9 protein-coding genes and 1 pseudogene are annotated in these 12,127 nt (G+C 65.7%); 8 read left to right on the top strand and 2 right to left on the bottom strand.

Annotated elements, in window-relative coordinates; all coding sequences use genetic code 11:
* Window positions 1-1,136 (bottom strand): serine/threonine-protein kinase (locus tag VFZ20_RS18275; RefSeq protein WP_329685363.1); only part of this gene is annotated, 1,136 nt, incomplete at its 3' end.
* A 437-nt stretch (window positions 1,137-1,573) separates the two neighbouring features.
* On the opposite strand from VFZ20_RS18275, the gene VFZ20_RS18270 reads away from it, so the two are divergent.
* The 4 genes from VFZ20_RS18270 to VFZ20_RS18255 all read left to right on the top strand — a co-directional run bounded on the left by VFZ20_RS18270 (window position 1,574) and on the right by VFZ20_RS18255 (window position 6,386).
* Complete coding sequence (locus VFZ20_RS18270; protein WP_329685362.1) at window positions 1,574-2,722, top strand: hypothetical protein; 1,149 nt, start codon at window positions 1,574-1,576, stop codon at window positions 2,720-2,722.
* A 47-nt stretch (window positions 2,723-2,769) separates the two neighbouring features.
* Window positions 2,770-3,441, top strand: coding sequence for a hypothetical protein (locus VFZ20_RS18265; RefSeq protein WP_329685361.1), 672 nt, complete (start codon window positions 2,770-2,772; stop codon window positions 3,439-3,441).
* A gap of 229 nt (window positions 3,442-3,670) precedes the next feature.
* Complete coding sequence (locus tag VFZ20_RS18260) at window positions 3,671-4,894, top strand: hypothetical protein (RefSeq protein WP_329685360.1); 1,224 nt, start codon at window positions 3,671-3,673, stop codon at window positions 4,892-4,894.
* A 148-nt stretch (window positions 4,895-5,042) separates the two neighbouring features.
* Complete coding sequence (locus tag VFZ20_RS18255; RefSeq protein ID WP_329685359.1) at window positions 5,043-6,386, top strand: tetratricopeptide repeat protein; 1,344 nt, start codon at window positions 5,043-5,045, stop codon at window positions 6,384-6,386.
* Between the two features lie 183 nt (window positions 6,387-6,569).
* Here VFZ20_RS18255 and VFZ20_RS18250 read toward each other — a convergent pair whose 3' ends face one another.
* Complete coding sequence (locus tag VFZ20_RS18250; protein WP_329685358.1) at window positions 6,570-6,803, bottom strand: hypothetical protein; 234 nt, start codon at window positions 6,801-6,803, stop codon at window positions 6,570-6,572.
* Window positions 6,804-7,240: 437 nt separating this feature from the next.
* On the opposite strand from VFZ20_RS18250, the gene VFZ20_RS18245 reads away from it, so the two are divergent.
* The 4 genes and pseudogenes from VFZ20_RS18245 to VFZ20_RS18235 all read left to right on the top strand — a co-directional run.
* Window positions 7,241-8,473 (top strand): tetratricopeptide repeat protein, encoded by a 1,233-nt coding sequence (locus VFZ20_RS18245; protein WP_329685357.1) that lies wholly within the window; start codon window positions 7,241-7,243, stop codon window positions 8,471-8,473.
* Window positions 8,474-8,790: 317 nt separating this feature from the next.
* On the top strand, window positions 8,791-9,198 hold the full coding sequence (locus VFZ20_RS32975) for a DUF3427 domain-containing protein (RefSeq protein ID WP_414682948.1): 408 nt from the start codon (window positions 8,791-8,793) through the stop codon (window positions 9,196-9,198).
* Between the two features lie 200 nt (window positions 9,199-9,398).
* Window positions 9,399-11,537 carry a hypothetical protein gene (locus tag VFZ20_RS18240; protein ID WP_329685356.1) on the top strand — a complete coding sequence of 713 codons (2,139 nt, stop codon included), beginning with the start codon at window positions 9,399-9,401 and terminating at the stop codon, window positions 11,535-11,537.
* Window positions 11,534-12,127 (top strand): annotated as a pseudogene (locus tag VFZ20_RS18235) (hypothetical protein); the annotation flags it as partial. The gene VFZ20_RS18240 and the pseudogene VFZ20_RS18235, both read left to right, overlap by 4 nt.

The following is a 12,127-nucleotide window of genomic DNA, read 5'->3' as shown; positions in this document are numbered from 1 at the left end:
GCCGCCGCGGCCACCAGCAGCAGCGCCACGATGAGCACGATGGGCATGGCACTCCGCTTTTTGCGCGGCGTGTCGTGCACGGGCGCGCGCAGGGGCGGAACGGGACGCGCGGCCGCGCCCGTGGCGGGACCCCGCGGGCGCACGGGCGGCGTGGGGGCGATCATGGTGGCGTCGTCCTGGTCCAGCGCCTCGTCCAGCGTGAGCACGCCGGCGGCCGGCGCGTGCACCCGCGCCGCCAGCCCGCGCGCCGGATCATCCGCCTCCGTGGCCGCGTCCAGCGCATCGCTGAACGCGTCGGCATCCGGGTAGCGGTCGCGCGCGTTGACGGACATCGCCCGCATCACCACCTCTTCCACCGCCGGCGACACCTCGGGGCTGAGCTCGCGGAGAGGTGTGCGAACCGTCCATCCCGTGGGCATCTGCCCCGGCTCGGTCGTGAACGGCCGCTCGCCCGTGAGCAGCTGGTATCCCACCACGCCCAGGCTGAACACGTCCGTGGCCGGCGACAGGTCGCGGTCCCCGCGGATCTGCTCCGGGCTGGCGAACGCGGGCGAGAGCGGGTTGTTGCCCATGCCGCGCGTGACCGTCTGGTCGTCCTCGATGGCCTGCGCGATGCCGTAGTCCAGCAGGCACACGCGAAAGGCTTCCGGATCGTCGTCGTGGTGCGGACGGGCCAGGAAGATGTTGCCCGGCTTGACGTCGCGGTGCACGAGGCCCGCGCGGTGGCCCACGGCCAGCCCCTCGGCCGCGTCGCGGAGGATGCGCAGGGCGCGGGGCAGGGGCGGACGGCCGCGCTGCAGGGCCTGCGACAGGTTCTCTCCCTCCAGCAGCTCCATCACCAGGAAGTCCAGCCCCAGCTCCGGGTCCGTGCCCACGTCGTGCACCGTTACCAGGTGCGGATGGTGCGGCAGGCTGGCCGCCGCCCGCGCCTCGCGGTGCAGCCGCTGGCGCAGCACCTCGCGCTGCTCCGGGTCCTCGGCCGTGAGGGTGATGACCTTTACGGCTACGGGGCGCCCCAGGCGCGTGTCCGTGGCGCGGTACACCACGGCGAACCCGCCCCGGCCGCAGACTTCCTCGATCCGGTATCGCTTCACCAGCGTGTGGCCGGTGAGCAGCCCTTCCAGTCCCTGAGTCATGTGCCCCTGTCGCGCGCTTTGCTGCCCGGCGCCGGCGCGGCGGCTGCCGGCGATGTTGCGCGCGAGTCGCAAGATGCGAACCGGACCGTTCATCCGCGATTCCCGTCCGGGCCTCTGCCGGGAGGCTTCAGCCCCTTCGTCACCATTTCCCCACGGCCGCGACGACGCACCTGTTCACGCCCCGGAGCAACATCGCGGGAGCGCATGCACCTACGCCGCCCCTTCTCCCGGTGGGGTTGCATCCATGAGCCGCCTTTCCTGGAGACTTTCCGACACTCCCGCATCCCGACAGCTTGTAGTTCGAGAGACGGAAGGCCTAGGCGAATGCCCATTCAGGGCTGCGCGGGATGCAGGAGGCACGTCCGGCCGAATTGACCCGGAAACGAGTGATCTGTACACTTTACGCATCCTTTCCGACGCTTCTCGATCCCAGACAGATGAACCAGCTCAACCGCCCTCTCTGCGGCATCAGGACCGTGCCTTCGATCGCCATGGCGTGCATCCTCGCCGGTGGATGCACGGGCCGCGAGGCAGCGCCCCGGGTGATCCCGGATGCAGGCACGCGAGCTGAACGCGCCCTGCGCCTCCAGGAGGTTTCCCACAGCAGCCCCGATGCGGAATTCACGTCCGTAACGGCCATGGACGTAGACAGCCGGGGCCTGGTTTACGTCGGGGACTGGTATCGGCAGCAGCTTACCGTTTTGAACCCTGATGCGACCGTGCTGCGGACACTTGGACGGCGCGGAAGCGGCCCGGGTGAGTTCCGGTCGATCCGGGGCGTGCAGGTTCTCCCGGGAGACAGCATCCTCGTGTACGATCCCTCGCTCGCCCGGGTAAGCGTGTATGCGCAAACGGACTCGGCTCCGGCGTACAGCGTGACCCTCCGCACCTCCGGAGCGGCGCCGTTCCAGCTGTGGCGGATCCCGGCAGACAGCGGATACGTCGCACTCTTTCGCCCCACGTTCATGTTTTCCGAAGGGCAGGCTGCGCGGAATCGACGTGACGTGCTGCGCGTTCTCGCGCGGGATGGAGCCACGCGCACGACGATAAAGGAGTTTCCATCAAAGAGCTTCCTTGTCGCCGGGACGTCAGTGACACCCAACCCGTTCGGGCGCGAGGGCCTCGTCGCGGTCGACGCCCGTGGCAGCATCCTGTTCATCTGGAACGATTCTCTTGCGGTGGACCGCTTTTCACCGGACGGAACACAGCGGGATCGCATCCGCCTTCCGATGCGTCCCGCGCCCGTTACCAGCAGCCATGTACAGCGGCAGCTGAGGGAATGGGACGGATCTACGCGCACCACGTTCGGCCAGGTGCTCCAGGATTCTGCTCCGTCCCACTGGCCGGCCGCCTCCGCCATGCTGATCGACGACCGGGACCGGTTGTGGATCGCGCTGCCGGGGGATCCGGCCAGCCGGACAGAGTGGATCGTGCTGTCCAGCAACATGCGCTACATCGCCTCCGTGTTCCTGCCTGCCCGCGAGACGCTGCGGGTGGTCAGGAACGGACGCCTGTACACGGTACGGATGGACAACGACGACATCCCGGCAATCGCGATCTACAGAGCCACCGGGATTCCGGAGTGACCGGTCCGGTCACTCCACCTTCTCAACCCCCGATCGGAGAGGCTCGGATGAAGCTCGGAAACCTTCTGATGATCGCGGCCTTGATGGCCGGTCCGGCAGCGGCGCAGCGCGTCAACCCCGACCGCGTCATCGACTTCCATATCAACATGGAAGCCCAGAACCAGAGCTTTGGTGGCTCGGTCCGCGAGGGGGCGCGGTTCAATCTCTCTATCCGTGGAGTCGGCGAGTATGCCCTCGTACCGGTGGTGACGAACGAGAGGGCTCAACAACTTACGATCAGCGTGGTTCGCCTGGAGGGTGAAAACGCGCGCACCGTGGAAACCGTTACGGCGACGGTGGGCGAGCCCGCCATCCTGCGCTCGATCCGCATGACGACCGTGGTCATCGAGGAGCTCCGGATGGCGCCCCGGCGGGCCGCCGCCACGACCGCGACGTTCGCCGGGAATGTGAGTGAGCGCCGGTTTCATTTTGCGTACACAGGCGAGTGCTGCATCACGTGCGGCGTCGTAAAGGCTTGTGGCTGCGCGGTTTCGATGTCGTGCGGCAACTGCTGCTCGGATTCGTGCTGCAAGATCATCGAGCAGACCCGCAACACCGTGCCCGATGGACGCACGTTTGCCCAGCTGGCGATGAGTCCGTGCAATCGCCCGATCGCCGCGGGCGAGCGTCGCTTCACGCCCGCGCCGGCGCGAGACTCCCGTCTCGCGTTCCTCCGCTGAGCGTCTGTTCACCAGGTCGAGCGGTTCTCAGGATGATGGAGCGTCATGGGAAAAAATCGGACATGAGGGGCGCAGAGCCTCATGTCCGACTTCTTCATGCACTGCTCATCACCGTTTGCCCGGCCGTCGTTTCGATTCCGGAGCCTCGACGAGATAGCGCGGCAAGATGAGCAAAACGCGCGGAATACACCCTCGCCTGATCCCCCCGGCGCCGAGCGCGCGAGCGTCAATGGCCATGCTCTCCCAGCTCGCCGAGATCGATGACGAGAGTGGCTGGGTCCTGTGGTACTGCGTCTGGAAAGCCGGCGGAAGCCTGCCGCACCAGGAGCTATCGGAGCATGATCAGCAGCTCGTGCACGAACGGTTTCATCAGGCCGGGTTGACCCTGCCCGAACTGCGCGCGGAATTCGAAGCGCTCGAAGGATTCGCCCGCGGAAGCAGTGATCCGGCAGCAGCCGCGGAAGCGATGTTCAACATCGCGGAATGGGCGACCGCGCGACATCTGCCGCTCATCGCACTTCACTACACCGAAGCCGCGGCAAGCCTGTTGCCCGGAAATCCGTCGCAAGCGCTCGCCGCGGGACGGACGAACCGGCAGTACGGCGACCTGGTCTCGCGCGCGGACACCTACTACGAGCGGGCGATTCCCCTCGCGCGCAAAATCCGTAACTGGCGTGTCTACGTGCGCGCTCATCTGGGCAAGGGTCACATACGGAAAATGCTGGGTGACAACGGTGACGCCCGCGCGCATTTCTTCACGGCTGCCCGGGCCGCAAGGACGCTGTCTGGTGAGAAGTGGCTCGCGGGCCAGACACAGCACGACCTGCTGGTGCTGGCCGCGGAGGAAGGCAACTTCCACGCAGCCATGATGTATGCGGAGCGTGCCCTGGACAGCTATCCACGTCATCATCACCGCATTCCCGGCTTGGCCCATGATTTCGCCTTTGTATTGCTCAGAATGGGCATGTATGCCGAGGCCGCCGCACTGCTGGACAGGGTGATGCAGACCCGGATGCCCCCTCCGGATCAGGTGATTGGATGGAGCACCCTCGCGCATGCGGCCGCCGGAGCGGGCGACGGTCATCGCTATCATCAAGCCTCCGGCAATGTGCTGCGGCTGGTGGACCTTTTTGACCACCATGCCGCCGCCGCGTTCGCCAACCTGGCCTGCGGGGCACAACGCCTGAAGCTGTGGGGCGATGCCGAGCGATATGCGTTGCGCAGCTTGCAGATTGCCGAACAGCGACAGCAGACCGAGGCCATTCCTGCCGCGAGAGACGTGCTGGCCACCCTCGGCGGCGACCACCCGATGCACGACAACGAAGCGATCACGAGCGATCTGCGCCATCGCGCGATCAAGCTGATCCCCGCCCTCACCACACGCGTTGTAAAGTGGCGTGACGCGACGTATCGAATCCGTAAGCCCCGCATTCAGGAACGTTCTTCTCCGTGAGAAACCGGCTACGAACGCACCCGCAGCGAAAGAACACGGGGTGGCGTGACACGGGTTCAATCGTCGCGTGGCGACCGATGCTCCCCGCCGGGTGAACATGGAGGATCGAGAGCACCAGGCATGGGTACACTATGGCGCGTAAGGAATTGTGAGCCTATTGTTTGCCGTGGGCTCTCGCGGCGCTCTTGATCTCGCTCACCTTGCCATGAAGCAGCTTAGAGGCGTTCATCCCCGGCTGATCACGCAGGCGCCCGACGTGCGGGCGTCGCTGGCCATCCTGCCGCTCCTCCAGGACCTGGGCGACGACTTTGCCTGGGCCGTGTGGTACGCCGTGTGGAAGGCGTACGCCCGCGGCGACCGCGCCGCCGTGCTCCCCCCCGGGGACGAGGGCACGGCGCAACGCTTTCGCGCGGCGGCGCGAACCGTTCCGGAACTGGCGGACGAGCTGGAGATCCTGGCCGCCTTTGCCGCCGGCGACAACGAGCCGCGCGCGCCCGGCGACGCGCTCGTCCGCGTGGCGGAGTGGGCGGCCGGCCGCGGCCTTCACGAACCCGCCATCCAGTGCGCCGAGGCCGCCGCCGCCCTGGTGCCCGAGAGCGCGCGCCGGGCGCTGGCCGCCGCGCGGATGAACCGCCTGTTCGGCGAGGTGTCGCGCGCGGAGCTTTTCTACGAGCGCGCCATCACCCTAGCCCGCCAGACACGGCGGTGGCGCACGTACGTGCGCGCGCACCTGGGCAAGGGGACGGTGAAGAAGGCGCTGGGGGATCCCGAAGCTGCCCGGGCGCACTACTTCACCGCCGCCCGGGCGGCTCGGAATCTCTCCGGTGAACGGTGGCTCGCCGCGCAGACCCAGCACGATCTCCTCGGCCTGGCCGCGGAAGAAGGGTCGCTGGAGCAGGCACTCCGGCACGCTCGGCAGGCGCTGGAGTGGTATCCGCGTCACCATCCGAATCTTCCGGCGTTGGCGCACGACATCGGGTTCCTGCTGGTTCGGCTGGGTATATACCCGTCGGCAATCGAGCTGCTGCAAACCGCACTGGGCACCCCCATTGCGCCGCAGGACCGGGTCATCGCGTGGAGCACGCTCGCCAGGGCCGGGGCAGGCATGGGGGACACGGCCATCTACGCCCGCGCGGTAGAGAACGTTCTTCGCGGGGTGGGTCTATTCGATCTGCACGCAGCCGCGGCCTTTGACAACCTGGCCAGGGCCGCCGCGATGCTTGGATTGTGGGAAGATGCGAGACAGTACGCGGAGCGCAGTCTGGAGATCGCCGGCCGAAGGGCGCAGGCGGAAGCCGTGAAGAACGCCCGTCGCGCCCTGACGGCGGCGATCGCGCATACGGTGCCCTCGGACGTATTGCCATCGGATGAGCGGCTCACGTCGGAACTGCACGCGCTTGCAACAAACACCAAACAGCGCCTGGCGGTTTGGCACGGTCGAACATGGAAGCGGAAGCGTCAATCCGGCCCCGAGAACGTAGGCCGGATCTGATCGTCCTGCCCCTGGGCCGGTCCGCCCTCGCTTCACGGGTCGCGGCCGTGGGCGCGTATCCGGCTAAAGGCCGGCACGCGCCGTCAGTTCCTGGCCGGACCTCCGTGATCACGCTGGACCCACGTTGCCCGTAATCCCTGAGGGGGGCGTGAGATGCGGCGACCGGCAGCCCGCCTCTACACGTCAGTTTCCAGTTCCGATCGTGTAGCCCCCTTGCCCGCTCTCCTGCGAGCTCGACGTGCTGGTCTCGGACGAATCCGTCGGAACGGTCCGGTTCCCGGAGCCGATGATGTAGCCGCCATCGTAGCTAGGCCCGGCCGGATCGACGGTGGCGTTCGAGGTGGGGCTATCGCCGCACGCGGACAGGAGAACGGCCAGGGTCCCGGCCATGATGGCGCTGCGCATGGTGATCTTCATCGTTCCGCATCCTCTGATCTGAAAGTGGATGAAACAGGCACGATCCCGTCGTGGCCGCGCCCGGAACCATTGTAAACTTGCTCATACGCATTCCGCCACTCCACGCGGCCAAATCCACAAAATCGTGCGAAGTAGGCCACCGTGTGCACAGATGGCCTGTTATGAGCTGTTCCTTCGCGCCCGGCGAGTCTCCGCTCCACGCGGAAAAACGAGCCGGCTAATGTGTTTAGATCAGCATAGTTAGACCACTTCGTCCACTCTCCCTGGCTGCCCGGTCTCCCCGGATCTTCCCGTCCGTCGAACCGGCCACGGAGCTGCACCACACAGTATCCGCCGTTCCAGATGACTTTCTAAGGGGCTCTCCCACCCCGATCCTGACCGTACAAAGTGTAACATTCATCCACGCGGCGCGAAAACTGGCACCGGGAGAGCGCAGAATGGACGGTCTGGAGGAGGAGCCCCGGAGGCGGAGGCCACGGCGCAAGACGCGCCGTCGCTGGTGTCTGCCCCCCGCCATCATCCGCGAGCCGGGAGAGATGCTGGAGGCCGCCCAGGTGCTGCAGGAGCACGAGGGCACCCTGGCGCTGGTGCTGTGGACGGCCGTGCGCGACGTGACCCTGTGGGCCGCCGCGGCCCCGGAGCGCCGCGCCACGCTCTTTTCTCCCCAGGCCGAGGCGGCCCGGCGCGATGCCCTGCGCCTGGCCCGGGCCGAGCCGGCACTGGAGCTGTCGCTCACCACGCTGGCGTCCGTGGTGTCGCACGCGGCGCAGGCCAGCCCGCCCGTGGTGTCGCTGGTGTGCGTGGAGGTGGCGCGATGGGCGCGGCAGCGGGGCTCCATGGGCACGGCCGTGGCGTTCGCGCAGGCCGCTGCCTTTGCCCTGCCCGAGGCGCCGCAGCCCGCGCTGGTGGTGGGCCAGCTGACGGTGGAGTGGGGCCGCGACCGCCGCGCCGAGACGTGGCTGCGCCGCGCCATTGGCCTGGCGCGGCGCGTGGGGGACTGGGAGACGTACGGGGCCGCGTACGTGGCTCTGGGCGAGGTGTACGTGCGGACGGGGCGGATGGAGGCCGCGCCGCGCTACTTTCAGCAGGCGGCGCGCTTGGCGCGGCGGCAGGGGTACCGCTACATCCGCGGCGAGGCGCTGCACGGCTTGGTGCGCACCAGCCTGGCCGAGGGCGACCTGGACGCCGCCGAGGAGTACGCGCGCACGGCGCAGCGGGCGTACGGCCCCGCGCACGCGCGTCTGCCGGAGCTGCACCACGACGTGGCGCGCCTGCTGATGGCGCGGGGCCACCACGAGCGCGCCGGGTCCATTCTGCGGCGGCTGGCCAGCGTGTTCACCGATCCCGCCCGCCGCGCCGACGTGCACGCCCTGCTGGCGTACGCGGCCGCGCTGCTGGGCGAGGCGCGTCCGTACGAGCGCGCCTGGACGGAGGCGTGGGCCCTGCTCGACGCCCCCGCCGCTGCCGGCGTTGCTCCCGGCGTGCTGCGCCACCTGGGCCACGCCGCCGCCCTGCGCCACGACTGGCTACGCGTGCAGCAGGTGGTGGACCGCGCGGGCGAGCTGGGGCTCGGCTCACGCGAGGAGTTCGAGTCCCTGCGCCGCCGCCTCGGCACGAACGGGCATCACGCGGGAGAGGCGGTTAACGCAGGTGTGGGAACGTTCCCGTAGAATATGAAGGGGAGTGCGCCTTGTTTGTGGCTCCCGATATCATCGCCGATCCCTTGGCTGATGGAGGGAGCCTCAAGGCTATACTCCGCTCCTTTCGGGCGGCCTTCGATTGCATGTAGGAGCTGCACGTCTCCACTTCCCTCCTTGGAGTTTCCCGACGTAGCGGGAGAGCCCCCTCCAGTGCTCTCCACCCGCCAAGACCACCAAGTGAAAAGCAGATACGCAGCTAGGGCGTTTGGACCACTTGCGTCCGCGCTCTGTTTGCGCTACTTGGAGTACACATCTGTTCGCTCCGTGCCTCGCTTGGTAAACCAGCCATGCCACACCTTTTCAACATCAAGGGCCGGTACTCTCGCCGAGACGTGCTCTCCGCCATTGGCCTTCCCGACCCCGGCGGAGGGAACTGGTACACCGGGTATTTTTCGCATGCGGGGGATTTCTACATCTTTTGCAATGTCGGGACGGCTGGTCGTACCGGACATGATTATGAGAACAGGTGGGACGGGGAAGACCTTATCTGGTACGCGAAGACTCGGACGCACGTCGGCCAAGAAACGATGCAGCGTATGCTCGACGGCACACGCCGTGTCTACGTGTTTTGGCGCAGTGACAATCGCGCTCCGTTCACGTTTGCCGGTCTTGCCCATCCCACTCGCGTTGCTACCACCACCCCGGTGCGCGTCAAGTGGAGCTTCGCCGGACCGGATGTACTCACCTGCGAGTAGATAAGATGAGTACATGCAGCTGTCACCGTGGCACGGACAAACACCTAAACATATGTTCAAACGGAGGGGGCGTGTGCCCGACGGCAACACCGTCTGCCACCGTACGCTCCTCGCGCTCTACGAGCCTTTCTCGTCTAGGCCACCCTGCTCGCTCGTGCTGATACATTTCACTCCCGTATTTCGCGCCATCAATCCCGGACATGCTGATCCAATCCATCGACGAGTCAAGCAGTCGTGCGGGCGAACCGGTCTCCGCTCGCTACCCTGATGCCCTTAGAGAATGGGCTGGTCATCGTTCCGGCGGTGTACGGCGGCTGTTTGATACCCACAGCGGCCGTCCGACCGGTAAACTGATCGGCACAGCACTCCTGTACCGCTTGCGCCAGTGGGCCGCTTCAGTAGTCACCGGTGCCTCTGGAACCCCCCGCATCGTTCTGCTAATTGGCGGGCCAGGTAACGGCAAGACCGAAGCGGTGGAGGAAACGCTCCGGGCCTTGGAAAAGGAACTCGGCGCCCCTGGCAAGCTGCAAGCGCATCTCCGCCCATTGTTCGCTCCAAACGACGGGTCAGTTGTACCTCGGCGCGCCGATGTCGACTTGGGTGTCGTCGCACAGCACCAACCGGGGTTCATCCTGACGCTCGTTCAAGATGCCTCCGTTGGCGATGATAGCCAGCCGGGCCGGACCGCTGCGGAACTCTTGGCAGACGATATTGACGAAGCGCAAAAGGCCGGCGAGACCCGGATTTATCTCGCGTGCGTGAACCGCGGTGTTCTCGACGATGCTTCCATCATTGCAGCCGATCAGGGCCGCCATTCGACGCGACACCTGCTCGATGCGATTGCACGTGCTGTGAGCATCGGTCCAACGGCTCCTTCGTGCTGGCCGCTGGTGAACTACCCGGCGGTAGCAATCTGGCCGATGGACGTCGAATCACTCCTCGTGGAGCGAGCGGCAGCGGACGTGATCCGCCCGCCCATGCTCCAGATCCTCGATCTTGCCAGCGATCCAAGCTCATGGCCTGAGGAGAACACGTGCGCCGCCGGGGATCGTTGCCCATTTTGCAAGAGCAGGGTTCTCTTGAGCGCCGAACCTCACCGGGGGGCGCTGTTACGGATCCTGCGGTGGTATGAACTCGCGACAGGGAAGCGGTGGAGCTTCCGGGACCTGTTCTCACTTGTTTCCTTCTTGCTTGCCGGAGGTGCGGAGGAGCCGGCCGGTGACATGGGGCCGTGCGAGTGGGCGGCCAAGTTGTTGGAGATATTCCAGAAAGGAGCAGGGCGACCCACGGGACTGCGGCTCGCTGCGCCGTTTCGGCTCATGGCCGCGCAATATCACCATGTCCTATTCTCACAGTGGCCCCGGGTCGGCCGCGATGGAATCCGCAAGGAACTGAAGGAGTTGAAGCTCGACGAGCATCCAGTGCTCCTCGGTCTCTCCTACTTTCTCTCTACGTCAGCGAATCTCTCGCTTCCTGCGACCCTGCGTACACAGCTCGCGGATCTCTGCGACACCCTCGACCCTGCGTTCGCCGATCCCGATTTAGAAGTAAGTGTGAGTGGAAGGACCACAATAAGGCTACGCGATATTGATGCTCGGTTCAGCCACTCCGTACGCGAGGGCTTGCAATACATTCGGAGGTTCCAGTGCCTCTCCAAGTTGGACACTGACGTGCTCCAGTACCTGGCGGAGGCCGATGACGCGATTGGCGCACCGGCCACGAGGCAACGGAAACCGCAGACGGCGGCGCGTTTGCAAACCATTGTTCGAGATTTTGCCTGCCGAGTGGTGCGGCGGAGTCTCGGTGCGCGCTCGTCGATGGTGAGAGACGTCACTACGTTGAGTGATTACGAGCGTCTGGTGGGTGATGACGCCGCCCTAATGCATCACGCGGCGAAGCAGGTAGATACGCTCCTCAATGATAAAGAACGCTTTGTCGTGACGCTGAACACGACGTTTGGAGAACCGCTGCCCCCTGACGCGCGGAGGGTCGTACTAGTAACTGCCAGGCAGAAAGTTCGCCCCGTAAGTCTTCCTACCGGTGGACGCCCTGCCGCGGACCTGCGGTTCTTGGGCGTAGGCCCACCGTCAGCAGTCCAATTCATTGCTCTCACGTATGAGCTATTTCGCTCCGTCCGTGATATGCAAGGGGGCATGCTTCCCTCCTCCTTGCCGCGAGCGGTCGTCGCATCGCTTGATGCGACGCGGGCGCGCTTGGCGGGTCGCATTGTCCGAGACGAGGAGCAACTCGACGAAGCGGAGATCCACGTTGGTCTGCGTAAGGAGGTAATCGTACGTGAAATGGGTCAATTCTTAGTGCGCCGGGAGGCTGCGGAATGAGCTTATCGGATTTCCTCACGAGTCCGTGGGATAAGTCCCACAAGGCTTACGATGCCTCACCGATCAACATGCGCCCCGCACCGGAGTTTGCAACGGCCGAGGTGATCGTTGCATCTACATATCGAGCTGCGGGTTTCAGCGGGCACGCAGAGAAATCGGTCTCTGCTGCGGGGAGCCGGTTCGACAAGGACGCGGCCAAGCCCGAGAAAAACCCAGGGAGTACATCGATCAGTGCAGATACCTGGCGCACGATCCTCCACGGGGCACTAGAAAGCCCTAAACAGCCGAACCAGTCTGCTCGTCGTTTCCTACAACTTTGTCCCGTTGTCCCAGATGTCGCCCTGTACTCGGGGTCGGCTCGTATTTCAGGGAACTCGTGGAACCCCGGCCAACTGGTCAAGCGCATCATTCGGCTTGGCTCCGAGTCCGAAGAAGCAGCAAAGCGCTTATGGGCAGAGTTGCACAAGACGCTTTCTGTCGATGAGAATGACGACATCTGGGCGCGTTGGCTCCAGGGGGAGTTCGAGCGGCGGCGCACGATCAATGTAAAATGGACGCTAGGGGATCTGAAGGACACCGCTACTTTGAAT

The organism is Longimicrobium sp., from assembly GCF_036280135.1.
In the GTDB taxonomy this organism is placed as follows: Bacteria; Gemmatimonadota; Gemmatimonadetes; order Longimicrobiales; family Longimicrobiaceae; genus Longimicrobium.
Note: the sequence above shows the minus strand (reverse complement) of the source record. Positions and strands in the feature narration are given on the sequence as shown.